We start from the raw sequence: 23,907 nt of genomic DNA on the forward strand, positions 1-23,907 counted from the left end.
GTGACGCGATGGTGGTCGACCTGCTGCTGATCGGGCTGGCGGTGACCTTGTTCCCGCTGCCGGTCATGGCCTTCGCGCTGGTGCTGGCCTCGCCGCGCGGCGTACGCAAGGGGCTGGTGTTCATCGTGGCCTGGGTGGCGTGCCTCGTCCTCGTGATCACGCTGGTCCTGCTGCTCACGGGCGGGAACCCTCCCGCGCCCCGCTCCCCGCCGTCCGTCGCGGCACTCTGGGTCACGCTGGTCATCGGCGCGGGCCTGGTCGTGTACGGGCTCCGCCGATGGCACCGGGTACGGAGCGGCGCGCACGAGCCTGTGGCTGCCGAGGAGGCCCCGGCGTCCGCCCACGACGGCGCCTCGGTCTGGTCCGCCGCGGCCCTCGCCGTACTCCTCCAGCCGTGGGGGATGGTCGGCGCCGCGGCCGCCACCGTCGTCCAGGCCGATCTCTCTGAGCCGGCGTCCGTTGTGGCCTTGGCGGGCTTCTGCCTGGTGGCCACGTCCAGTCTGCTCGCCATGGAGCTGGCGATGGTCTTCGCGCCGGAGCCGACCGGGAACGCCCTGATGGGCCTGCACGGATGGCTGCGGCGCCACAAGGAGCCGGCCGTCATCGGCGTGTGTGTGCTGCTGGGACTGTGGCTGGTCAGCCGGAGTCTCTACCAGCTGTCGGGCGGCTGACGCCCGCGTCCCGGGGCGCGGCGGAACGCGGATCGGGAAGGGAGGGTGGGGCGGGAAGGACTCACCCGCTTCTCGCGGATCCTGATTGCACGGTGCGCGGCCCTCGGGGACCGCTACTCCGTGTCCTCGCACGGAGTCCTTCCCGTCACTTCCATGGAACCACCCCGTGGCGCCGCCCGCAGGTCAGGCGGCGCGGGGCGGTTCAGGCCGGGAGGAGGTCCTGGAGGACCCGGCTCCGGCGGGGGGCGCTCAGGCGCAGCTCGATGATGTCCCGGACGGTGGGCCACTCCTCGTCGAGGATCGAGTAGAAGGCCGTGTCCCGGACGGCGCCGTCGAGGCCGCGCGAGTGCGCCCGGCGGGTGCCCTCGCAGGTGGCGCCGAGGCGTTCGATGGCCACGCGCGAGCGGGTGTTGCGGGCGTCGGCACGGAGGGTGATCCGGCGGACGCCCCAGGTTTCGAAGGCGTGGCGGAGCATGAGCAGCTTCGCCTCGGTGTTGATGCCCGTGCCCCGGGCGTCGCCCGAGATCCAGGTGTTCCCGATCTCGGCGGCGTCGGGGATCGCTGTGAGCGGATCCCCGTGGGGGAGGCCGGGGGTCGGGGGCCAGACGAGCGGCCCCCGCCAGTAGTCGAGTTCGAGGAAGCGGGTGGAGCCGATCACCCGGTCGTCGGCGGTACTGACCAGGGCGAAGGGCAGACAGCGCCCGGCGGCCTGTTCGGCCAGGGCGCGGGCGATGTAGTCGAGAGCGGATTCCAGGCCGTTCGGCACGGGAGTGAAGGCATAGGCCGATCGGTCCGCCTCGCCGGCCCGCGCAAGGGCTTCGGCGTGCCGCATCGCCAGCGGCTCCAGGCGCACGGAGCGCCCGGTCAGGAGAACAGGTACTGGCACGGAACCTCGGGTCTTTCACGGGCAGGGGTCACTTCCGTCACGACGCTGTGCGCCGGAAGTGAAGGGGGGAATCTCGCCGGGTGCCGATTTCACGTCGAGAGACGTCGGATGAGCAGGCAAAACGGTTCGTCACCAGGTGCGAGGAGGAACAGTATGCAGCCACAACAGCTCTGAGAACAGAACCCCGGGAGAACCTGGATCCACGCGCGGGTGAAGCCTGCCGGAGGCGCTCGGAAGGCGGTCTCACGGGGCGGACAGGGCCGCCCGCCCCTCGGACGGCCTCAGCGCTCAGACGCAGGTGGGATGCCCCCAGCCCTCCGTGTTCTTGGCGATGGTCTCCCCCTTGTCATAGGCACGCCCACAGCGGCAGCGGCCCGGAAACTTGGCCTTCAGGGTGCCGCCGGACGGGCGACTCCGGCGGGCACCGGACCCGGCCGTTCCGCCCGGCGCGGAGGAGCGCGCCCGGGGCGTTCGGGGCGCGGAGGCGCGCGCGGTGGCGGGCTCGGGGTCGGGGAGGGCGGATCCGGCGTCCGAACCGAGGGGTTCCTGGGTGCGGGCGGAGTGGCTGGCGGCCCGGTCCGCGGCGTCGTTGAGGGGGTCGCCGTCGGCCTGGTGCGCGGGGGTGTAGACGAAGTCGATGTCCCGGCCGGTGAGCAGGGCGTCGATCCGGACGACGAGGTCCTTGTTGGCGACCGGGGTCCCGGCGGCGGTCTTCCAGCCCTTGCGGCGCCAGCCCGGGAGCCAGGTGGTGACGGCCTTCATGGCGTACTGCGAGTCCATCCGGATCTCCGCGGGAGCCGCGGGATCCAGGGTCTCCAGGAGCCGTTCCAGGGCAGTGAGTTCGGCCACGTTGTTGGTCGCGCGGCCGAGCGGGCCGGCCTCCCAGCGCTCGACGGTGCCGTCCGTCCGGCCGATGACCCAGGCCCAGGCGGCGGGGCCGGGATTCCCCTTGGACGCGCCGTCGCAGGCGGCGATGATCTTCTCCAGCATCCTTCGATCCTGACACGGACGGGGGTGTGCTCCGGGCCTCCGGCAGGCCGGTCGCCGGGTCCCCGGACCGGCCGGAGGCGCGCTCCCCGGGCCACGCGCTGTCGGCGGTTCCCCGTAGACTCGCCGTCTGCCCGCCGGTGGCGGCACCGACCCAGCTGACAGGAAGCGACGGACTCCATGAACCACGCGGACGGCACCGCACCGATCTACGCCCAGCTCATACGGGAGCGAGGGGACGTGCCCGGTGACGTGCGTCAGACCGCGGAGGAGGTACTCCGGGACCTGAGCCGGTACATCAAGGTTCCCGCACCCGCGCCGCAGCCGATGGGGGTCGGAGCGCCGGCGGGCCCGCAGGGGATGCACGGACAGCCTGGCATGCAGGGCCAGCCGCCGATGGGGCAGCCCGGGATGCAGGGCCAGCCGGGGATGCCGGGTCAGCCGGGGATGCCGGGGATGCCGGGGATGCCGGGCCAGGGTCAGCCGGAAATGCACGGTCAGCCCGGGATGCAGGGTCGGCCGCAGTTGGGCCAGCCCGGAATGCAGGGCCAGCCGGGCATGCCGGGGCAGGGTCAGCTGGGCATGGCCGGTCAGGGTCAGCCGGGGATGCCGGGACAGGGTCCCGGTCAGGGTCCGGGTCCGGGTGCCGGGCAGGGTCTTCCGGGGGTTCCGGGGCAGCCCGGTCAGCCCGGGATGACGGGTCCCGCCGCTCTGCCGGGCCCGTCGGGCATGCAGGGCCCCGGTCCCGTCCCCGGCCAGGGCGGCCCGGGCGGGCACGCCGGCATCGTCGCGATGCGGTCGCTCCCCCAGGGCTGACGCCACCCCCCACCGCCGGGTCATCCGATCGGTGGACCCCCGGGTCGTCCGGAGGGGCCAGGGGGCGTAGACGGGCGGGCGAGGGGGTCCAGGCCCCGGGGGCCGGAGGATCGGGATGCGGGAGGGGCCGGTTCGCGCGGTGTCCTCCTTCTGTCCCGTACCGAGGAGCCCGAGATGACGAAGATCCGCCGCACGTCCCGTACCGCTCGCGTCCTGCTGCCCGCGGCCGTCGCCGGCGTCCTGCTGTCGGGCTGCGCCCAGGCTGAGGAGGCTCCGGCCGTCACATCCGGCGGGACGACTGCCTCGGCATCGGCATCGGCCCCCACCGTCACCGTCACTCCCCCGACCACCACCACCGGGGCGACTCCGTCCGGCACGGCGGACCAGGGTGCCAAGCCGAAGGCCGGGACCCTGCTCGTCAGCGACTTCGGGTCGGACACGGTGACGTTCGTCGATCCCGCGCGCGGGGCCACCGGCTCCGTGAAGGTGGGCACCGCGCCGTACGGGCTCGTCCTCGGGAAGGACGGACGGGCCTGGGTCGCGACCGCCGAGGCCGTCGCCGTCGTCGACACCGCCACCCGCCGGCGCCTGGCCCTCGTCCCGTACCGCACCGACACCGGGCAGGTGACCACCGGCGAGTACCGGGGCGGCGGGATGGGCATCGCGCTCTCGCCCGACGGGAAGCGGGTGTACGTGGGCGTGAACGTGCCCGGCGGGAACGGCACCCTGGAGGTGATCGACACCGCGTCCGCGCGGGTCGTGGACGTGGTCGACGTGGGGCGCCGGCCGTTCGACGTGGACGTGAGCCGGGACGGCTCCGCCGTGTACGCGACCAATCACGACTCCTTCGACGTGACCGTCGTCGACGCCGACTCGCTGGACACACGGCGCGTGGAGGTCGCCCCGTACGGCACCGAGGGCGGGCTCGGCTCCTGGCTGAAGCCGCACTACACCGCCGTACGGCCCTCGGACGGGAAGCTGCTGCTCCCCTTCGAGGGCGAGCGGCTCGCCGTCGTGGACCCGGCCACCGGGCGGGTCGAGATCGAGGACATGAGCGCCAACACCCACCAGCACGGGGCGACCGTGGCGCCGGACGGGACGCTGTTCGCCGTCGGCACCGGCCCGATCGACCCGAGCGAGGACCGGGGGCCGTCGCTGACCGTGCGCTCGCCCGAGGGCATCGAGCGGGTGTACCCGCTCGACGGGCCGCACGAGGACGTCGCCGTGTCGAAGGACGGCCGGACCGCGTACGTGACCGGCGGCTTCACGCGGGACGGGTACTGGGACGGGATCAGCGTCGTCGACCTCGCCTCGGGCGACGTCGAGCGCCTCGCGGCGGGCTCGCGCCCGCTGGGCGTCGTCGTCTTCTGAGCCAGTCGCCGTCCCCTCGACCCGTCGTCCTCTCAGCTAGCGGGCCGCCGTCACCAGCCACGCCGTGCTGAGGAGCCGGATCGTGCCGTCCGGCGCCTCGTGGGCGCGGAGGCGGTCGGTGAGGGCGGCGCGGGCGCGGGCCCGCGCGGGCTCGTCGGCGCGCTCCATCAGGTGGCGGCCGGGGCCGGTGCCCAGCAGGAAGTCCGCCGCGTCGGCGGCGTCCCGGCCCCAGGTGCCGTACGCGCGCGACTCCTCGATCGCGATCCCGGTGAACCCGGCGGCGGTGAGGACGGCGCGGACCCGGTCCGGTGCGGCGAGGGAGAACATGCCCGGGTCGCCCGGGCGGCCGAAGTCGCCGACGGGCAGGACGCCGCGCAGGGAGGTCATCGCGGTCACCCAGTCGTTGAGCGCCGGGTCGGAGGGACAGACCAGGGCGAGCCGCCCGCCAGGGCGCAGGGCGCGGCCGATGTTGGCGAAGGCGGCCTCGGGGTCGGCGAAGAACATCGCGCCGTAGCGGCTGATGGCCGCGTCGAAGGCGCCCTCCTCGAAGGGGTGCGTCTGGGCGTCGCCCCGGGTGAAGGAGACGTTGCCGATGCCGTCGGCGGCCGCCCGGGCGCGGGCCTCGGCCAGCATCGGGCCGGAGAGGTCGAGGCCGAGCGCGTGTCCGCGCGGGGCCCGGAGGGCGGCGAGGCGGGTGGTCCGGCCGGCGCCGCAGCCGACGTCGAGCACGCGGTGGGCGGCGGCGATTCCGGCGGCGTCCAGGAGCGGGGTGTTGAAGCCGTCGTTCACGGCGTTCCAGCGGTCCTGGTGGCGGGCCCAGTGCGCGCCCTCAAGGCCGTTCCACGCCTGGTCCTGTGCGGTGTTGACGATGGTGGTCACGACTGCCTCCACGGGTGACGGGAAGAATGGGCACACGCCCATTCTCGGAGACCCACAGTATGGGCGCGTGCCCATTCGCGCCATCCGGTTTACGATCCAGTTCGTCGGATGCGGCCGGTACGAGGAGAGGACGGCAGGCTCATGTCACCGCGTGGAGTGGCGACCCCGGATGTGCGCGAGCGGCTGTTCGCGGCGGCCGAGCGGGTCGTGGAGAGGGACGGGCCGGGCGCGCTCACCAGCCGGTCCGTGACCACCGAGGCGGGCTGCGCCAAGGGCCTGCTGCACGCGCACTTCGAGGGCTTCGACGAGTTCGTCGCCGAGCTGTGCCTCGACCGCTTCGCCCGTACGGCGGCGCGGGCGCGGGCTCTGACCGGGCTGGTCGGGCAGGGCACGGTGGCCGGGAACCTCGACGCCGTCGTCCTGGCCCTCTTCGCCACCGGCGGACCCGCCGTCGCCGGCCTCGCGATGGCCCGCCCCGCCGCCGCGCTCCGCGTCCGCGAGGCCCTGGAGGCCGGTGCTCCGGGCTTCACGGCCATCGAGGACGCCGTCGCCGCCTACCTGGAGGCCGAACGCGCCCTCGGCCGCACGCCCGCCGCCCTGGACCCCGCCACCGCGGCCCTCGCCCTGGTCGGCACCAGCCACCACCTCCTGATGACCACCTGGCCCGACTCCCCCGACCCCCGCCCGGCGGTACGGCGCCTGATGAACACCCTGGTCCCGCCGGAGAGTTAGGCGGAGGGTCGGCCGGACCGTGTCCGGACCACGCCCAGCCTTGTCCGTCTCGCTTCGGTCCGGGCTGGCGCGAGAGGGCCGTCTTCGCACAGGCTTACGCCATGACCTCCTCCTTCCCGGAACCGGCGGGGCAGCGCTCCGCCGCGCCCGACGACACCTCGCACGCCGACGTCGAGCACCTGGACGTCCTCGTCGTGGGCGCCGGGATCTCCGGCATCGGCACCGCCTGCCACCTGCGCAGGGAGCTGCCGTCGAAGAGCTTCGCCGTCCTGGAGGCCCGCGCCTCCCTCGGCGGCACCTGGGACCTCTTCCGCTACCCCGGAATCCGGTCCGACTCGGACCTCTACACCTTCGGCTACGCGTTCAAGCCCTGGCGGGACGAGCAGGCCATCGCCGACGGGTCGCGGATCCTGGACTACCTGCGCGAGACGGCGGCCGAGTACGGACTCGACCGGGCCATCCGCTACCACCACCGGGTGCGCGCCGCCTCCTGGTCGACCGCGCGAGCGCGCTGGACGGTCGAGGTGGAGCGCACCGACACCGGCGAGTCGACCACGCTGACCTGCGACTGGCTCTTCGCCGCGGGCGGCTACTACCGCTACGACGCGGGCTTCACCCCCGACTTCGAGGGCCGCGAGCGGTTCCGCGGCACGGTCGTGCACCCGCAGCACTGGCCCGACGGCCTCGACCACACCGGCAAGCGGGTGCTGGTGATCGGCAGCGGCGCCACGGCCGTCACGCTGGTACCCGCGATGGCCGGCACCGCCGCGCACGTGACGATGGTGCAGCGCACGCCGACGTACGTCCTGCCCGTCTCCCGGAACGACGCGGTCGCCGAAGCCCTGCGCCGGATGCTCGGCGAGGAGCGGGGCCACGCCCTGGCCCGGCGGAAGAACGTCCTCCAGCAGAGCGCGTTCTTCCGCTTCTGCCGGAGGTACCCGAAGGCGGCCCGCCGCCTTCTGCGCCGCCTCAACGCCCGGCTGCTCCCGCCCGGCTACCCGGTCGACGAGCACTTCTCCCCGCCGTACGACCCCTGGGACCAGCGCCTGTGCACCGCGCCCGACGGGGACCTGTTCGCGGCGATCCGGGAGGGGAGGGCGAGCGTGGTCACCGACCGGATCACGACCTTCACCGAGTCCGGCGTGTCGCTCGGGTCCGGGCGGCACGTCCAGGCGGACCTCGTCGTCACGGCCACCGGCCTGGACGTCCAGGCCATGGGCGGCGTCGCGCTCACCGTCGACGGCGCCGCGGTGCACCTCCCGGACACCGTCTCGTACAAGGGGCTGATGCTCTCCGGCGTACCGAACCTCGCCCTCGCCATCGGCTACACCAACGCGTCCTGGACGCTGAAGGTCGACCTGATCGGCGAGCACTTCTGCCGGCTGCTCCGGCACATGGACAGCCACGGCCTGGACATCTGCCGCCCCGAGGTGGCGGATCCCGCCATGCCGACCCGCCCGCTCCTCGACCTCGGCTCGGGCTACGTCCGGCGCGCCGTCGGGCGCCTCCCGCGCCAGGGCGACCGGGCACCCTGGCGGACGTCGGTGCACTACTCCACGGACGTCAGGCTGCTGCGGGCCGGCGGCATCGCCGATCCGGAGCTGCACTTCGCGCGCCGACCGCCGGTCAGATGATCGGCGTGCGCATGGCGTCGCGGATCTTCTGGGTCTCCTTCGCCGCCAGATCGAGGGAGACGGTGGCCGGGCTGAACGAGACGCTCACCGCGGTGTTGGCGTCGGCCCAGGCGCACAGGGTGGTGTAGGTCCCGGACACCGTGACCATGTGGCAGCTGAACTCGACGTCGGAGCCGGGGAAGCGGAACTCCCGGCGGGGCTCGATGACCTTGTCCCCGGTGGCGACGCTCATGTACGTCTCCCGGCGCTCCTCCGGGTCCTTGAGCCGGCCGAAGACGCCGTATGCCTCCAGCCCCCGGAAGGCCGCCTTGCCGGACCCGTAGTAGGCGGCGGAGAGGTAGCTCGTGTCCTCCTCGGGCGCGTCGTCGGTCCGCGCGGCCGACGGAAGGACCTCGGAGCTCTGGTTGTACGCGTCTCCCAGCATCGAGTTCGGCATGACGAGCATGTGCGTGGCCTCGGGCAGGGACGCGGGCGTGCCCTCGGGCGGCGGCTCGTACAGGGCGTACACCACCGTCCCGGCCACCAGCAGCGCCCCGGCCACGGCGGCGGCGACGAACCCGGAGCGCCTCCCCCGGCCGGGCACGGGAGCGGGTACCCGGTCCTGTGGCTCTTGTGGCTGCCGGGGCTGCCGGGGCTCGCGTGACTCGGAGTGGGGGACGGCGGCGGTGAGGGTCGCGGCATTCTCGACGCCCGCTGGGGCGGGTACCGCCAGGGTCGGGGTCGGGGTCGGGAGCGAGGCCGGAGCCGAGGTCGGATCCAAAATCCGATCCGGCGGCAGGGTCGGATCCGAAATCCGATCCGGGGCTGGGGTCGGATCCGAAATCCCGTCCGGCGCCGAGGTCGGATCCAAAATCCGGCCCGGGGCCGGGGTCGGATCCAAAATCCCGTCCGGCGCCGGGGCTGGATCCGAAATCCGGTCCGGGGCCGAGGTCGGATCCAAAATCCGGTCCGGGGCCGGGGTCGGATCCGAAATCCCGTCCGGCCCCAGGGTCGGATCCGAAACCCCGTCCGGCGCCGAGGTCGGATCCAAAATCCCGTCCGGCGCCGGGGCTGGATCCAAAATCCGGCCCGGCCCCGGAATCGGATCCCGCGTCACCTCCGGTACGAACAGATCGAGCAGCTCCGCCGGTGTCGGCCGCTGCCCCGCCTCCTTGGCCAGGCAGGCGGCGACGACCGGGCGCAGGCTCTCGGGGAGGGCCGAGAGGTTCGCCTCCTCGTGGACCGACCGGTACATCAGGGCCATCGGGGTGCCCTCGCCGAAGGCGCTGCCGCCGGCCGCCGCGACCAGTACGGCGCCCAGTGCGAACACGTCCGCCGCCGCGCCGACCTCCAGCCCCTGGGCCTGCTCGGGGGCGAGGAAGCCGGGCGTGCCGAAGGCCGTACCGGTGGAGGTGAGGCGGGTGGACTCCAGGGCGCGGGCGATGCCGAAGTCGAGGACGCGGGGGCCGTCGTCGGCCATGATGATGTTGCCCGGCTTGAGGTCGCGGTGGATAAGGGCGCAGGCGTGGATGGCCTGGAGCGCCTCGGCCAGGGCCGCGCCCAGCATGCGCAGTTGCCGCTCGTCCATCGGGCCCCGCTCGCCGAGCAGGCCGGACAGCGTCGGCCCCGGGATGTAGGCGGTGGCCAGCCAGGGGGTCTCCGCGTCCGGGTCGGCGTCGACGACCGGGGCCGTGTGGAAGCCTCCGACCCTGCGGGCGGCCTCCACCTCGGCCCGGAAGCGGGCGCGGAAGTGGGGGTCGGCGGCCAGCTCGGGCCGGGCCACCTTGACGGCCACGGTGCGCCCGCCGCGGGACCGCGCCAGGTACACCGTCCCCATGCCGCCCGCGCCCAGCTCCCGTTCCAGGACGTACCCGCCGATCCGTTCCGGCAGGTCCCGGCCCTGTGACCCCAGCCCCATGTGCGGCACGCTCCCCTGTTGAGTCATCGCGTGCGAGTATGGCCGACGCCGCCCGCCCCCCGCTCACACTGTGGCGTGCGTCACTCCAACTACCGGACGATTCGGCCTAGTTGGCTTTCAGGCGTCTGGCAGATGTGTCAGAGGCCGACGATCAGCTGGATGCAGACGATCTTCACCAGGATGGCGAGGGCGAAGAGCGTGGCGTAGCCGGTGTTCACGCGGCTGTCGGAGACGCGGCTGTTGGCGTAGGCGGTGATGGCGGGGTTGCCCACGTAGCCCGCGAGCAGGCCCATCGTGCGGGGGCGGCTCTGGCCGAGGAGGCGGCAGATGAGGACCATCAGGGCGTAGCTGAGGACCGCGCCGATGACGAGGACGGCGAGGAGCTTGAGGCCGAAGAGGGAGAAGGCGTCGCGGCGGAAAGCGTAGCCGGAGGTGAGGCCGACGCAGGCGAGGAAGACGAGCAGGCCGATCTGGCGCAGGGTCAGGTTGGCGCGGGTCGGCAGGACCCAGACGAGGGGGCCGGTGCGGCGGAGCCGGCCGAGGACCATGGCCATGACGAGGGGTCCCGCGGCGGTGCCGAGGGAGAGGACCGTGGAGCCGAGGGTGAGCTTGGGGATGCCGATGAGGAAGCCGGCGGCGAGGCCGAGGCCCATGCTGACGGCGCTGACCTCGCTGACCTTGGCCTCGGTGTCGCCGAGGTAGGAGGAGACCTCGGCGGTCCGCTCGCGGGGCATGGCGACGCGGATCCGGTCGTCGAGCTGGAGCAGCAGGTCGTCGTGGGCGAGGAGGTCCTGGTCGCCGCGGCGGACCCGGGTGGCGCGGGCCCCGAAGCGGTCGGCGAGGCCGAGCTCGGCGACCGTGCGGGCGGCGAGGTCCGGGTTGGTGAGCAGGATGCGGCGGTAGTCGACGACGTCGCGGTGGTCGAGCAGGTGGCCGGGCGCCTCGGTGCCGAGGGCGGCGACGCCGGCGGCGACCGCCTCCGGGCCGCCGACCAGGACGAGCGCGTCGCCGGGGGCGAGCGGGCCGGGGTCGCCGGTGACGATGTGGACGATCGAACCGGCCGGGCGGTGGGCGCTGGCGAGGAGTTCGCCGGACGCGACGCCGGGCACGTCGGCCCAGGGCACGGGCCGGATGATGTCGACCGTCCGCGTGATGAGCCGGTCGGGGAGGCCGGTGCCCGGGTCGCGGCGGCCGGGCCAGTTCCGTACGGCGGCGACGGCCGCGACGAAGAGGATGGTGAGGACGACGGCCAGGGGGTAGCCGATGGCGTAGCCGGTGGCGGCCTGGGTCGGGTCGTCGGAGGCGGCCTGGGCGGCGGCCAGGCCGGGGGTGGTGGTGCCGATGCCCGCGTACCCGCCCGCCAGGAACGGGCCGGAGATGCCGAAGAGCTTGTTGCCGATGAGGCCGACGGCGAGGGCGGTGAGGACGAGCGCGACGACGGCGCCGAGCATCACGGCCAGCTGCGGCCGCAGCTCCCGGAAGAAGGCCGGACCCGCCTCCAGGCCCACCGTGTAGACGTACAGGGCGAGGCCGAGGACGGAGAGCCCGGCGGGGACGGCCGGTCCGACGTCCGGGTCCAGGGCCCCGACCAGCAGTCCGACGAAGAGGACTCCGGCCGCGCCCAGCTTCACGGGCCCGAAGCGGACCATGCCGAAGAGCGATCCCGCCGCAATGACGATAAAAAGGGTGAACCACGGATAGTCAGCGAAAAATTGCCACATGTGCCTATGCAGTCATAAGCCAGGGCACTTTGCACGCTCATACGGACGGAAGGCGGCAAGCGTGACGCGACCGAGGATTCTCGTGGTGGGCGCCGGGTTCGCCGGAGTGGGCTGTGTGAAGCGGCTCGAACGGCGGCTGACCGAGCGGGAGGCGCGGATCACGCTGCTCTCGCCCTTCTCGTACCAGCTCTACCTGCCCCTCCTCCCCCAGGTGGCGGCGGGCGTCCTGACGCCGCAGTCGGTGGCGCTGTCGCTGCGGCGCAGCCAGAAGCACCGGACGCGGATCGTGCCGGGCGGCGCGGTGGGCGTGGACACGGCGGCCAAGGCCGTGGTGCTCCGGACGATCTCAGGGGAGTACGAGGTGGAGCCGTACGACCACCTGGTGCTGGCGCCCGGCAGCGTGACCCGGACCTTCGACATCCCGGGGCTCGCCGACCACGCCCGGGGCATGAAGACCCTGGCGGAGGCGGTCTACGTCCGGGACCACGTGATCGCCCAGCTCGACCTGGCGGACGCGAGCGACGACGAGGCCGAGCGGGCCGCGCGGCTCCAGTTCGTGGTGGTCGGCGGCGGATACGCGGGCACCGAGACGGCCGCCTGTCTCCAGCTCCTCACCCACAACGCGGTCAAGCGGTACCCCCGGCTGGACCCGGCCCTGATCAAGTGGCACCTGGTGGACATCGCCCCCAAGCTGATGCCCGAGCTGGGCGACAAGCTGGGCGCGGCCGCGATGGACATCCTGACCAAGCGGGGCATCCAGGTCTCGCTGGGGGTGTCGGTGGCCTCGGTGGACGACGAGGCGGTCACCCTGACGGACGGCCGGGTGCTGCCCTGCCGCACCCTCATCTGGACGGCCGGGGTGGCCGCGAGCCCGCTGATCGGGACGGTCGGCGCGGAGACGATGCGCGGCCGGCTGGTGACGACGCCCGACATGGCGGTGCCGGGGCTCGACGGAGTGTGGGCGCTCGGCGACGCGGCGGCCGTGCCCGACCTCGCCAAGGGCGAGGACGGCGCGATCTGCCCGCCGACGGCCCAGCACGCGATGCGCCAGGGCAAGGCGCTCGCCGACAACCTGGTGGCGACGCTGCGCGGCGAGTCCCTGCACCCCTATGTGCACAAGGACCTGGGCCTGGTCGTGGACCTGGGCGGGATGGACGGGGTATCGAAGCCGCTGGGCGTGGAGCTGCACGGGCCGGCGGCCCAGGCGGTGGCCCGCGGCTACCACTGGGCGGCGCTGCGGACCAATGTGGCCAAGACCCGGGTGATGACCAACTGGTTGCTGAACGCGGTGGCCGGGGACGACTACGTACGGACCGGGTTCCTGGCCTCGAAGGCGGGGACACTGCGGGACTTCGAGTACACCGACTCCTATCTGACGCCGGATCAGGTCCGGGTCCACACGCGGGCGTTCCGGGGAGCGGTCGGCTGATCCCGCTCCCCCCGCTTCCCCCTCTCCCCCGCCGCCCGGCCCCCGACCTCCCCCGCTCAGCGGGCGAGGTCGGGGGCCGGTCCCATGACGACGACGGGTGCGGCGGCCGGGTCGAGGGCGAGGAGCAGGGCGCGCAGGTCGTCGCGCTGGAGGGCGACGCACGCCTGGGTGGGGCCGCCGTGGTCGACGTGGATCCAGACGCCGCCGCCCTTGCCCGCGCCGAGCGGGCGTTCCTTGTCGAGCGGGGTGCGGCCGGGGACGCGGTTGTAGTCGATGGCGATGACGTGGTCGAAGGAGCCTTCGAGGGACTCGCCTTGGAAGCCGGTGCCGCTGATGGCGAACTCGGGGTCCTCGTCATACGGGATGCGGGCGCCGGGGTCGGGCAGCCGTCCGCCGGCGTCGCCGATGCGGTAGACGCCGGTGGGGGTGCGCAGGTCGCCGGCGGAGTGGTCGTCGGTCCAGCCCTTGAGGGCGTTGTGCGCGGACCAGGGGCCGCCGGCCTCGTACCACCGGCCGCCGGGGGCGCGCTGATGGAGGACGACGGTGGCGGTGTTGCTGTTCTCGGTGGCGCCGGAGACGACGAGGGCCTGGGTGGTGCCGGCGGGGATTCGGGCCTGGGTGAGGGGGCCGATGCCGGGGATGCGCGGAGCGCGTTCGGAGCGGGCGTCGGGCTGCTGGGCCGGGGGCTTTCCGGCGGGGGTCCCGGCCGCGGCGGGCCGGGGTGAGGTGGCGGGTTCGGGGTGCGCGCAGCCGGTGAGCAGCAGGGCCGCGCACAGGGTGCCGGCGCCGAGCAGTGGGGGGGCGCCCTTGCGGACGAAGGCGGGCATGGGAAGGCATCCTCCTGGCCGGGGGCAGTGGAGCGATCCGTACCCGTTCGGCGCGCGGCGCTGCGCGGGAGGGCGGCGGCCCACCCGTACGGCGGAGCGCTCGGGGCCCGCAAAGCGGTTGACCGGGAGTGGGCGGCGCGGTTGGGTGCCGGGATGAGCGATCTTGAGGAGTACGGGGAGCTGCGGATCGTCCCGGCGGCGGGCGAGCGGGAGCTGGCCGACTGGCGGGCGGTCCACAACGCGATCATCCCGACGGCGGTGCTGTCGGAGGACGAGGTGCGGGAGCGGGCCGGGCGGAACCGGCTGGAGGTGGCGTATCTGGGCGGGGTGGCGGTGGGCTGCTCGACGGTGCGGCCGCCGGACGGGGAGACGCCGGCGGCGACGGTGATCTCGCGGATCCTGCCGGAGTACCGGCGGCGGGGCTTCGGGACGGCGCTGTACGAGCGGGGGCTCGCGCACGCGCGGACGCTGAGCCGGGACGGCGTGGAGACGGTGGTGCTCGCGTCGAACGAGGAGGGGCTGCGGTTCGCGCGGGCGCGGGGCTTCACGGAGGTGGAGCGGTACGTGCTGCCGGGGGACACGATCCCGTTCGTGGCGCTGCGGCTCGGCTGATCACCGTACAGGCGAAGAGATCTGACGTTGCGTCAGATCGTGCTGTCGCGGGTCTGGGAACCTCCGTTCCCCGGCGCTACCCTCCGCGCATGATACGGACGGTGGTGTGGGGAACCGGAAATGTCGGGCGTGCGGCCATCCGGGCCGTCGACGCCCATCCCGGACTCGAACTGGCGGCGGTCCTCGTCTCCGACCCGGCGAAGGTGGGCCGGGACGCGGGGGCGCTCGCCGGGCTCGGGCACGACCTCGGCGTGGCCGCGACGGACGACGTCGGGGCCGTGCTCGGGGCGCGGCCGGGGGCCGTGGTGTACGCGGCCTCGGGCGACGTGCGGCCCGACGGGGCGCTGGAGGACGTGGTGCGGGCGGTCGCGGCGGGCGCGGTGGTGGTGACGCCCTCGCTGTACCCGCTGTACGACCCGAGGAACGCGCCGCCCGAGTTCCGCGACCCGGTGCTCGCGGCGGTGGCCGAGGGCGGCGGGTCGCTCTTCGCGTCCGGGGTCGACCCGGGCTGGGGCAACGACGTGCTGCCGCTGCTCGTGAGCGGGCTGGGCACGACGGTGGACGTGGTCCGCTGCCAGGAGATCTTCGACTACTCGACGTACGAGCAGGAGTTCTCCGTGCGCGAGCTGATCGGGATGGGCAAGCCGCTCGACTACGAGCCGCCGATGCTCTTCCCGTCGGTCCCGACGATGGTGTGGGGCGGGCAGATCCGGCTGATGGCGCGGGCGCTGGGCGTCGAGGTCGAGGAGATCCGCGAGACCGTGGACCGCCGGCCGCTGGAGGCGACGGTGAAGACCCGGACCATGGGCGTCTTCGAGGCGGGCACGCAGGGCGCGGTCCGCTTCGAGGTGCAGGGCGTCGTCGACGGCGAGCCGCGGATCGTCATCGAGCACGTGACCCGGATCCATCCGTCCTGCGCGCCGGACTGGCCGGTGCCGCCGGACGGCGCCGGCGCGCACCGGGTGATCGTGGAGGGGCGGCCGCGGATCGAGGTGACCGTGGCGGCCACCGACGAGGACGAGAACCGGGCGGCGGGCGGGAACGCGACGGCCGTCGGGCGCCTGGTGGGGGCGATCGACTGGCTGGCCGCGGCGGAGCCGGGGCTGTACGACGCGCTGGACGTGCCGATACGGCCGGCGGTGGGGAAGCTGGGAAGGAGAGCACGGTGATCATCGACATTCCCGAGGGGCAGGAGCCGATCGGGTACGTGTGGGGCGACATGGTCCCGGAGATCGGGACGGCGGCTGCGAACTTCTCGCTGTCCGTGTACGCCCATACGACCCTGGGGCTGCGCGAGTTCGAGGCGGCGCGGCTGCGGATAGCGCAGATCAACGGCTGCGGCTTCTGTCTGGACTGGCGCACGGACCGGGACGGCGTGAAGGTCGAGGAGGGCTTCGACGAGGTCGTCGCGGCCTGGCGGACGACGGAGGTCTCGGAGTCCTTCGACGCGCGGACGCGGCTCGCGGCGGAGTACGCGGAGCGGTACGCGCTCGACCATCACGGCCTGGACGAGGAGTTCTGGGAGCGGATGACCGCGCACTACAGCCAGGCGGAGATCGTGGAGCTGACGATGAGCCTGGGTTCGTGGCTGGCCTTCGGGCGGCTGAACCGGGTGCTCGGGCTCGACGAGGTGTGCGTGCTGCCGACGGGGTGAGGCCCGGGGCGCGTACGAGGGGCCGGCCGGTTCATCTCGAACCGGCCGGCCCCTCGCGCGTACGGGTCACGCTCGGCGGTCCTCCGCTCAGCAGTCCTCCGCTCGGAAGCCTCGGCTCAGAAGTCCTCGGCGATGATGCGCTCGATGTTGCGCTCGGCGAGGGCGGTGATGGTGACGAAGGGGTTGACGCTGGTGTTGCCGGGGATGAGGGCTCCGTCGATGACGTAGAGGCCCTGGTAGCCGTGGAGGCGGCCGTGGTTGTCGGTGGCCCGGTCGAGGACGGCGCCGCCGAGCGGGTGGTAGGTGAGGTGGTCGCCCCAGATCTTGTAGGCACCGAAGAGGTCGGTGCGGTAGATCGTCCCCTCCTTCGAGTTGATCTTGTCGAAGATGGACTTCGCCATGTCGATGGACGTCTGCTTCCAGGCCCGCTCCCAGCTGAGGTCGACCCTGCCGGTGGCCGGGTTCCAGCTGAACTCGGCGCGGCGCGGGGTGCGGGTGATGGAGAGGTAGAAGGAGGCGTAGGTCTCGATCCCGGTGGGCAGCGGGGCGACCTCGGCGAAGGCGCCGCCGGCGTTCCAGTTGTCGATGCCCGCGGTGGGCATGGCGGACTGGAGCTTGCCCGTCGGGTCCCACATGTGGTTGGCCCGGCCGCACATGACGTTGCCGTTGTCGCCCCAGCCCTTGCCGATGTGCTCGTTGAGGGCGGGCAGGGCGCCGGTCGCCTTGAGGCGGGTGAGGAGCTTGCTGGTGCCGACGCTGCCCGCCGCGAAGAAGACCCGGTCGGCGCGGACGGTCTTGGTGGCGAGGGTGGCGCCCGTCGTGTCGATCTGGTCGATGGCGACCGTGTAGCCGCCGGCGGCGGCCGGGGTGACCGAGGTGACCCGGTGGAGGGCGGCGACGGTGACGCGGCCGGTGGCGGCGGCCTGGGCGAGATAGGTCTTCTGGAGGCTCTTCTTGCCGTGGTTGTTGCCGTAGATGACCTCGCCGGTGAGGGCGGACTTCGGTACGGTTCCGGCCGCCTCCTGCTTCATGTAGTCCCAGTCGTAGACGTTGGGCACGAAGACGAAGGGGAAGCCGGAGCGCTGGGCGTGCTTCCGGCCCACGCGCGCGTACTGGTAGGCGGCCGTGTTCTCCCACCAGGTCGTGTCCACGGAGGTGACGCCGAGGCCCGCGTTGGCGCGCGGGTAGTAGGTCGCGTACATCTCGGCCGGGTCGACGGTCGGGAGGATCTCGGGGAAGCGCTCCCTGAGCGGGGTGACGGCCATGCCGCCGTTGACGAGGGAGCCGCCGCCGATGCCCCGGCCCTGGTAGACGGTGATGCCGGCGAAGTCCTCGGCGTCGAGGATGCCGGTGTGGCGGGGCACGTCCTTGTCGAGGGGGAAACCGAGGAACTGGCTCAGCGGCTGCTTGGTGCGGGTGCGCAGCCAGAACGAGCGGTAGTCGGGGGTGGTGGTGTTGGCGAAGATCTTGCCGTCGGGGCCGGTGACGTCCCAGGCCATGCCCATCTCGATCATGTGGACGTCGACGCCGGCGCGGGCGAGGCGGAGGGCGGCGACGGAGCCGCCGTAGCCGGTGCCGACGACCAGGGCGCGCACGTGGGCGCCGTCGGGGATGGGACAGACGTTCAGGCCCGGGACCGCGGCGCGGGCCGGGGTGGAGAGGCCGCCGGCGAGCGCGGCGGCACCGAGAACAGAACCTGTTCCGGTCAGGAAGCGGCGGCGGCTGACTCCGTGAATTCCCTGGGCGGACAGGGGGTGTTCACTCATGTGATCTTCCTCACTCGTGAGCGAATGGGAACATGTTCTACGACCGGTCGCCGAGGAAGTCACGAGAAACCGACGGGTAACTTCAGGCCGGATACGCCCTCTTGATCGCCTCGGCCACATACGCCGCGTGGGCCCGCGCCGCGGGCAGCTCGTCCGCCCAGGAGCCGTACTCCCCCGCCAGGTACTGGCCCCGGGCCGCCGCGAGCACCGGCCGGTGCGCCTCGGGCAGCTCCGACAGCAGTACGGCGGCGGCCTCGTCCTTCGAACGGATCCGGCCGGTGCGGAGGGTGGTGAGGATGCGGGCCAGGGTCAGCAGGACGTTGCGGGTGTCGCCGTCGAGGTCCGCGAGGAGGTCGGGTACGCCCGCGACGATCGCCGCCCGCAGGTCGGCCTCCGGCACCGGGTCGAAGAGCTCGGACGGGCGCGGGCCGAGGAGGGAGACGTCGCCCGCGCGGGCCATCGTGAGGAGCGGGGCGAGGTCGGGGCAGGGCGCGGGTGCCGGGGTGAGCCCGGCCTCGAAGTCGTCCCGCAGCCACTCCCCGTAGAGGTACTCGCAGACCGGCGGGTACCGCCAGGGCCGCACCTCGTCGTGGACGACCAGGCTCAACTCGACGGGCCGCGCGGGCCCCTCGTACGCCCGCGCCCCGGAGACGCCGAGCAGCGCCTCGGTGAGCGCGCGGCGCTCGGCCTCGGTGGTGGACCGCGCCAGGACGACGAGGACGTCGACGTCACTGGTGGGCCGCAGCCCCCCGAGCACGGCCGAGCCGTGCGGACAGGCGGCGACGACGGCCGGATCACCGAGGACCTCACGGACGAGGCGGACGACGTGGTGGGCCTGCCGGGTTGCGGTGTCGGTGGCTTCGGGGGCGGATCCGGTTGAGGCTGCGGCGGGTTCGGTTCCGGGGGTGGCGTCGGGCACGGGGGCTCCTCGGCGGGGTGGTGGCGGACGCGGGGTCCGTCACCGTACCGGAGGGGCCGGGGGCGCCCCGGAGGGCCCGGGGCCGTGGGTTGTTACCGGCTCGCGGGCGGAGGAGGGGGGAGTTCGACGCCCGCGAGCCGGTGTTCGGGGGGTGTCAGGCGCGCGCCGTGACGGGGGCCGCCTCGCGGGAGGTGCCGGTGGCGAGGGCGGGTTCGGCGCGGACCGGGCCTTCGAGGAGGCGGCGCAGGACGGCGGTGCGGCGGGCCGGGTCGTCGCCGTCGGTCTCGGCCAGCAGGGCGGCGAGGACGGCGATACGGGCCTGGCCGGCGCGCAGGGTGCCGGTCAGCAGACCGCCGCTCGCCACCAGGTCGACGGCGCCGCCGCCGGTGTAGATCTCGGCGAGCGGGCCCGCCGGGACGCGGGTGGTGACGGCGACCAGGACGCCCCGGGCGGTGGCCTCGGCGACGGCCCCGGCGATCTCCGGGGTGGCGTTGCCCGCACCGGTCGCGACGAGGACGATGCCGCGGGCGCCGGCGGCGAGGGCGGCGTCGAAGTGGAGGCGGTCGCCGTCGGTGTGGTGGAAGACGACGTCCACGCGGGGCAGCCCGGCGCGCCCGGAGCCGTCCGGTTCGGCGGTGCGGGCGGCGGCCGGCAGCGGGAGGACGGCCGGGCGGTCGGGCAGGCGCTCGATGTCGACGCGGGAGAAGCCGACCTTGCCCAGGCGCTCGGCCGAGGGGTCGGAGAAGGCGTCGGCAGCCAGGGTCTGGGTCTTCACCGTGCCGCGGGCGGCGTGGACGCGTCCGTCGAAGACGACGAGGACGCCGAGGTCGCGGACGGTGGCGGCGACCTGGAGGGCGTCGTACAGATTGCCGGGGCCGTCGCCGTCGCCGGTGCCGAAGGGGCGCTGGGCGCCGGTGAGGACGACCGGGCGGGCGTCGTCGTGGTGCAGGTCCAGGAGGAAGGCGGTCTCCTCCAGGGTGTCGGTGCCGTGGGTGACGACGATGCCGTCGACGCCGGGGTCCGCCAGGGTCTCGTGGACCGTGCGCAGCAGCGCGAGCTGGTGGGCGGCGGTGAGGAGGGAGCTGTTGACGTTGAAGAGGTCGCGGACCTCGACGGTCACGCCCTCGGGCAGCGGGGCGGTGGCGAGGACGTCGTCGCCGGAGGCGTCGGCCGCGTAGCCGGTGCCCTGCCAGCGGCTGGCGATCGTGCCGCCGGTGCTGATGACGACGATCCGGCGCGGGGTTCCGTCGTTCGTCCGCTGCATGTCCGCCGCCTCTCCGTGGCCGTCCGTCCTGGATTCCGTACTCCCTCGGCAACGGTAGGCCAGAAGAGTGAGCAGGCGATTGCCAAAATAGGCGCAGAAATGTTTCATCGTGGCAGATAATCGCGCCATGGACCGAATTGATCTCCACATCTTGCGCGAGCTCCAGCAGGACGGCCGGCTGAGCAACCAGGAGCTGGCCCAGCGGGTCGGCCTGAGCCCCTCCCCCTGTCTGCGCCGGGTGCGCCAATTGGAGCAGGACGGGGTGATCCAGGGCTACCGGGCGGTGATCGACCCTGAGGCGGTCGGGCGGGGCTTCGAGGTGCTGGTCTCGGTCGAGGTGAAGCGGGACCGGGAGACGGTGGAGGCGTTCGAGGAGGCCCTCCAGTCGATCCCGGACGTGATCGAGGCGTACCGGCTCTTCGGCAGTCCGGGCTGCCTGCTGCGGATCGCGGTCGCCGACCTCGCGGCGTACGAGCGGCTGTGGATCGAGCAGCTGACGGCGCTGGCCGGGGTCACCGAGGTGAACTCGCAGATCATCATGAAGCGGATCAAGGAGCCGAAGGGGATGCCGGTGGACGTCCGGGGCGGCTGAGACACAAGAGGCACGAAGGACGCGACCTGCCGTCGAACGGTTGCCCCGTATGCGAGAACGTCATCGAACGGCTCTCTCCCCGTAACACGGACGGCCCCTGCACCGTGCCACTCTCCCGGATGACACGCAGTCAACACGCGTAGAACGCCGCCCCCTTGAGCCGGGCGCGGCGTTCGCCCGCGTGCCCGTCCCCGGGAAAGGGCCCCCCATGTCGGTTGCACGGATACGCAGTTGGAAGGTCTGGGCGGCACTGTCCGCCGCCCTCGTCGGACTCACGCTCCCGGCGGTCACGGCGACGCCCGCCTCCGCCACCACGACCGCGTACGACGCCACGTACTACAAGAACGCCGTCGGCAAGACGGGCACCAGCCTCAAGTCGGCGCTGCACACCATCATCAGCGACCAGGACAAGATCTCGTACGCCGCCGTCTGGGACGCGCTGAAGTCGCTCGACCAGGACCCGAACAACACGGCCAACGTGGTGCTCCTCTACAGCGGCACCTCGCGCAGCAAGAGCCTCAACGGCGGCGCGGTCGGCAACTGGAACCGCGAGCACACCTGGGCCCAGTCGCACGGCTCCTTCGGCACGGCGGCCGGCCCGGGCACCGACCTGCACCACCTGCGGGCGGCCGACGTCCAGGTCAACAGCATCCGCGGCAACAAGGACTTCGACAACGGCGGCAGCGCCGTGAGCGGCGCCCCCGGCAGCTACACCGACTCCAACTCCTTCGAGCCGCGCGACGCCGACAAGGGCGACGTGGCCCGCATGATCCTCTACATGACCGTGCGGTACGAGGGCGGCGACGGCTGGCCGAACCTGGAGCCCAACGACTCCACCTCCAACGGCAGCGTGCCCTTCCACGGCCGGCTCTCGGTCCTGAAGCAGTGGAACGTACAGGACCCGCCGAGCGCCTTCGAGGAGCGCCGCAACGACCTCGTGTACTCCACCTACCAGGGCAACCGGAACCCGTTCATCGACCACCCGGAGTGGGTCGAGGCGATCTGGTAGTCCGTCCGGAGACCGGGTCCGGCTCTCCGGAGGACGGAGAGCCGGACCCCCGTTTTGGATTGTCGGAGGATCATCAATACGATCCGCCGATGATCACGAGAAAACGGCTGGCGACCGGGGCCTGTGCGCTGCTCGTCGCCCTGACCGCCGCGCTGCTGCCGACGAGCGCGTCCGCCGACGAGCCGGCGGACACCTCCCCCAAGGTCGAGCTGGTCCTCGACGTCAGCGGTTCCATGCGGGCCAAGGACATCGACGGCAAGTCCCGGATGAGCGCGGCCAAGCAGGCGTTCAACGAGGTCCTGGACGCGGTGCCGGAGGAGGTGCGGCTCGGCATCCGCACGCTCGGCGCCGACTACCCCGGCAACGACCGCAAGCGCGGCTGCAAGGACACCCGCCAGCTGTACCCGGTCGGCCCGCTCGACCGGACCGAGGCCAAGACGGCCGTCGCCACCCTGGCCCCCACCGGCTGGACCCCGATCGGCCCGGCGCTGCTCGGCGCGGCCGGCGACCTCGGCAAGGACGAGGCGACCAAGCGGATCGTCCTCATCACCGACGGCGAGGACACCTGCGACGTCGACCCGTGCCAGATCGCCCGTCAGATCGCCGCCGAGGGCATCCACCTCGTGATCGACACCCTGGGCCTGGTGCCGAACGCCAAGACGCGACAGCAGCTCACCTGCATCGCGGAGGCCACCGGAGGCACGTACACCTCCGTGCACCGCACCGAGGATCTCTCCCGCCGGGTACGCCAGTTGGTGGACCGCGCGGCCGACCCGGTGGTCACCCCGGTCGTCACCGAGGGCACCCGGCAGTGCGCGGACGCCCCGCAGCTCAGGCCCGGCCTCTACACCGACCGCGAGAGCTTCGGCGAGCACCGCTGGTACAAGGTCGACCTGCTGCCCGGCCAGGAACTCCGCGCCTCCGTCAGCGTCTTTGCCGACCGGGCCGTGAACAACGACTACGGCGTGCTGCTGCGCGCCGTGACCCAGTCCGGCCGGGAGATCGTTCGCGGCTCGGAGGCCGGCGACGGCCGCACCGACGTCATCTCGACCGGCCTGCGCTACCCGAAGCCCGAACGGGACGGCGACGAGGACGAGGACGCGAACGGCGACGCCCAGCCGGCCGCCGAGACCGTCTGCCTCCAGGTCAGCAACTCCTTCTCCGCGCCCCCGTCGGTGAAGACCACGCCCGGCATGCCGGTCGAGCTGTCCGTGGACATCGTGGACGGCCCGGCGAGCGCCTCGGACGTGGCCTCCTTCGGGCTTGGCCGCGGCTGGTGGCTGCTCGGCGCGCTGGTGCTCGCCGGCTTCCTCGCCGGTCTGATCTGGGGCTGGCTGTCCCGCTGGCGCTTCGCCGTCTGGAGGACCCACTGATGCGTACCGTACGGATGCTCGCGGCGGCCGCGCTGGCCGGCGCCGCCCTGCTGGGCCCCGCCGCGCCGGGCGCCCTCGCCGACACGCCCACCCCCTCGGCCACGGCCGGCGGGGAGGAGGCAGGCCCCACGGAGGCCGGCACCACCTTCCGTACCGCCGCCTTCTTCCGGCCCGGCCAGGAGGCCACCGCGCAGGCGTCGGCGGGCGACTACCTGTACTGGGTCTTCCCCGCCGACACCGGCGAACGGCCCACCGTGAAGGCCACCGTGACGCTGCCGGAAAGCGCCCTGCGGCACGGCGCCGCCACCTGGCGGGTCGACGTCTACGACGGGCTGCGGCGCCGCCAGGCGTGCATGTACGGGACCCAGTCCCGCACCGCCGCCAAGGAGACCGCGTCGCTGGAGCTCGCGTGCGTGCTGCGCCCGGTCCGCGCCTCCGCCGACGCCTGGGCCCATGACCCGCTGCCGGGCAGCTACTACGTCCGGCTGACCGTCACCGGACTGCCGGACGAGGACCTGGGACAGCCGTTCTCGGCGCGCGTCGGCGTCGACATCTCCGACCGGGGCGGCTCGTACGCCACCGACGGTGCGCTCGCCGCGCCCCTGGTGCCGGGCGCGACCACCGCGGAGCTGGCCGAGGCCGAGGAGGAGGCGGGCCGGCGGACCGCCGTGGAGGCCGCCGCGCCGGAGGACGGCTGGTCCTCCGGCTGGTGGTCCGACCGCTGGATCTGGACCGCCGCCGGCGGCATCCTCGCCGCGCTCGCGGGCATCGGCGGCTACGCCCTGACGAGGGGCGTCGGCCGCCCGCCGCAGGCGCCGCCCGCCGCCTGACCCACCCCCTCCCGGAGGCCCCCGTCGCGAACGCGGCG

20 protein-coding genes and 1 pseudogene are annotated in these 23,907 nt (G+C 73.5%); 12 read left to right on the forward strand and 9 right to left on the reverse strand.

Features of this window, described 5'->3' with window-relative positions; all coding sequences use genetic code 11:
* The first annotated feature begins 8 nt into the window (after positions 1-8).
* Complete coding sequence (locus ACFXMG_RS03605; RefSeq protein WP_383829855.1) at positions 9-671, forward strand: GAP family protein; 663 nt, start codon at positions 9-11, stop codon at positions 669-671.
* 202 nt (positions 672-873) lie between these two features.
* Here the strand turns inward: ACFXMG_RS03605 and ACFXMG_RS03610 are convergent, their stop codons facing one another.
* Positions 874-1,557 carry a GNAT family N-acetyltransferase gene (locus ACFXMG_RS03610; RefSeq protein ID WP_383829858.1) on the reverse strand — a complete coding sequence of 228 codons (684 nt, stop codon included), beginning with the start codon at positions 1,555-1,557 and terminating at the stop codon, positions 874-876.
* Positions 1,558-1,845: 288 nt separating this feature from the next.
* Entirely contained in the window at positions 1,846-2,547 is a 702-nt protein-coding gene (locus tag ACFXMG_RS03615; RefSeq protein WP_383829861.1) for a ribonuclease H, read from the reverse strand.
* Between the two features lie 987 nt (positions 2,548-3,534).
* Between ACFXMG_RS03615 and ACFXMG_RS03620 the strand changes: the two genes are divergently transcribed.
* Positions 3,535-4,731, forward strand: a complete 1,197-nt coding sequence (locus ACFXMG_RS03620; protein WP_383829864.1) for a YncE family protein — start codon at positions 3,535-3,537, stop codon at positions 4,729-4,731.
* A 36-nt stretch (positions 4,732-4,767) separates the two neighbouring features.
* On the opposite strand, the gene ACFXMG_RS03625 is transcribed toward ACFXMG_RS03620, so the two are convergent.
* Positions 4,768-5,610 carry a class I SAM-dependent methyltransferase gene (locus tag ACFXMG_RS03625; RefSeq protein ID WP_383829867.1) on the reverse strand — a complete coding sequence of 281 codons (843 nt, stop codon included), beginning with the start codon at positions 5,608-5,610 and terminating at the stop codon, positions 4,768-4,770.
* Between the two features lie 141 nt (positions 5,611-5,751).
* Between ACFXMG_RS03625 and ACFXMG_RS03630 the strand changes: the two genes are divergently transcribed.
* Both ACFXMG_RS03630 and ACFXMG_RS03635 read left to right on the forward strand, forming a co-directional pair.
* Positions 5,752-6,342, forward strand: coding sequence for a TetR/AcrR family transcriptional regulator (locus ACFXMG_RS03630; RefSeq protein ID WP_383829870.1), 591 nt, complete (start codon positions 5,752-5,754; stop codon positions 6,340-6,342).
* A gap of 101 nt (positions 6,343-6,443) precedes the next feature.
* Entirely contained in the window at positions 6,444-7,976 is a 1,533-nt protein-coding gene (locus ACFXMG_RS03635) for a flavin-containing monooxygenase (RefSeq protein WP_383829873.1), read from the forward strand.
* A gap of 1,092 nt (positions 7,977-9,068) precedes the next feature.
* Here ACFXMG_RS03635 and ACFXMG_RS03640 read toward each other — a convergent pair.
* Together ACFXMG_RS03640 and ACFXMG_RS03645 are read right to left on the reverse strand one after the other, a co-directional pair.
* Positions 9,069-9,873 (reverse strand): annotated as a pseudogene (locus ACFXMG_RS03640) (serine/threonine-protein kinase); the annotation flags it as partial.
* Between the two features lie 137 nt (positions 9,874-10,010).
* Entirely contained in the window at positions 10,011-11,594 is a 1,584-nt protein-coding gene (locus tag ACFXMG_RS03645) for an aspartate:alanine exchanger family transporter (protein WP_383829876.1), read from the reverse strand.
* A gap of 61 nt (positions 11,595-11,655) precedes the next feature.
* Here ACFXMG_RS03645 and ACFXMG_RS03650 point away from each other — a divergent pair, with 61 nt between their 5' ends.
* The gene (locus ACFXMG_RS03650; RefSeq protein ID WP_383829879.1) at positions 11,656-13,023 is read left to right on the forward strand and encodes an NAD(P)/FAD-dependent oxidoreductase; all 1,368 of its coding nucleotides are present in this window, start codon (positions 11,656-11,658) and stop codon (positions 13,021-13,023) included.
* A gap of 56 nt (positions 13,024-13,079) precedes the next feature.
* On the opposite strand, the gene ACFXMG_RS03655 is transcribed toward ACFXMG_RS03650, so the two are convergent.
* The gene (locus ACFXMG_RS03655; protein ID WP_383822949.1) at positions 13,080-13,850 is read right to left on the reverse strand and encodes a L,D-transpeptidase family protein; all 771 of its coding nucleotides are present in this window, start codon (positions 13,848-13,850) and stop codon (positions 13,080-13,082) included.
* A 153-nt stretch (positions 13,851-14,003) separates the two neighbouring features.
* Here ACFXMG_RS03655 and ACFXMG_RS03660 point away from each other — a divergent pair, with 153 nt between their 5' ends.
* The 3 genes from ACFXMG_RS03660 (at position 14,004) to ACFXMG_RS03670 (ending at position 16,116) form a co-directional block, all read left to right on the forward strand.
* On the forward strand, positions 14,004-14,462 hold the full coding sequence (locus ACFXMG_RS03660) for a GNAT family N-acetyltransferase (RefSeq protein ID WP_383822952.1): 459 nt from the start codon (positions 14,004-14,006) through the stop codon (positions 14,460-14,462).
* Positions 14,463-14,551: 89 nt separating this feature from the next.
* Positions 14,552-15,631, forward strand: a complete 1,080-nt coding sequence (locus tag ACFXMG_RS03665; RefSeq protein WP_383822954.1) for a dihydrodipicolinate reductase — start codon at positions 14,552-14,554, stop codon at positions 15,629-15,631.
* Positions 15,628-16,116, forward strand: coding sequence for a carboxymuconolactone decarboxylase family protein (locus tag ACFXMG_RS03670; RefSeq protein ID WP_383822956.1), 489 nt, complete (start codon positions 15,628-15,630; stop codon positions 16,114-16,116). The genes ACFXMG_RS03665 and ACFXMG_RS03670 overlap by 4 nt, the downstream gene beginning before the upstream one ends.
* 116 nt (positions 16,117-16,232) lie before the next feature.
* Here ACFXMG_RS03670 and ACFXMG_RS03675 read toward each other — a convergent pair whose 3' ends face one another.
* The 3 genes from ACFXMG_RS03675 to ACFXMG_RS03685 form a co-directional block, all read right to left on the reverse strand.
* Positions 16,233-17,882 carry a GMC oxidoreductase gene (locus ACFXMG_RS03675; RefSeq protein WP_383822959.1) on the reverse strand — a complete coding sequence of 550 codons (1,650 nt, stop codon included), beginning with the start codon at positions 17,880-17,882 and terminating at the stop codon, positions 16,233-16,235.
* A gap of 82 nt (positions 17,883-17,964) precedes the next feature.
* Positions 17,965-18,801 (reverse strand): aminoglycoside adenylyltransferase family protein, encoded by an 837-nt coding sequence (locus ACFXMG_RS03680; protein WP_383822961.1) that lies wholly within the window; start codon positions 18,799-18,801, stop codon positions 17,965-17,967.
* A 154-nt stretch (positions 18,802-18,955) separates the two neighbouring features.
* Complete coding sequence (locus tag ACFXMG_RS03685) at positions 18,956-20,065, reverse strand: asparaginase (RefSeq protein WP_383822964.1); 1,110 nt, start codon at positions 20,063-20,065, stop codon at positions 18,956-18,958.
* A gap of 127 nt (positions 20,066-20,192) precedes the next feature.
* Between ACFXMG_RS03685 and ACFXMG_RS03690 the strand changes: the two genes are divergently transcribed.
* The 4 genes from ACFXMG_RS03690 to ACFXMG_RS03705 all read left to right on the forward strand — a co-directional run bounded on the left by ACFXMG_RS03690 (position 20,193) and on the right by ACFXMG_RS03705 (position 23,869).
* Positions 20,193-20,657 (forward strand): Lrp/AsnC family transcriptional regulator, encoded by a 465-nt coding sequence (locus ACFXMG_RS03690; RefSeq protein WP_383822967.1) that lies wholly within the window; start codon positions 20,193-20,195, stop codon positions 20,655-20,657.
* 208 nt (positions 20,658-20,865) lie between these two features.
* Positions 20,866-21,666 carry an endonuclease I family protein gene (locus ACFXMG_RS03695; protein WP_383822970.1) on the forward strand — a complete coding sequence of 267 codons (801 nt, stop codon included), beginning with the start codon at positions 20,866-20,868 and terminating at the stop codon, positions 21,664-21,666.
* 89 nt (positions 21,667-21,755) lie between these two features.
* Positions 21,756-23,039 carry a VWA domain-containing protein gene (locus ACFXMG_RS03700; protein WP_383822971.1) on the forward strand — a complete coding sequence of 428 codons (1,284 nt, stop codon included), beginning with the start codon at positions 21,756-21,758 and terminating at the stop codon, positions 23,037-23,039.
* Positions 23,039-23,869 (forward strand): hypothetical protein, encoded by an 831-nt coding sequence (locus tag ACFXMG_RS03705; protein WP_383822972.1) that lies wholly within the window; start codon positions 23,039-23,041, stop codon positions 23,867-23,869. The genes ACFXMG_RS03700 and ACFXMG_RS03705 overlap by 1 nt, the downstream gene beginning before the upstream one ends.
* Positions 23,870-23,907: the final 38 nt, after the last annotated feature.

This window comes from Streptomyces sp. NPDC059201, assembly GCF_042754585.1.
Taxonomy (GTDB): Bacteria; Actinomycetota; Actinomycetes; order Streptomycetales; family Streptomycetaceae; genus Streptomyces.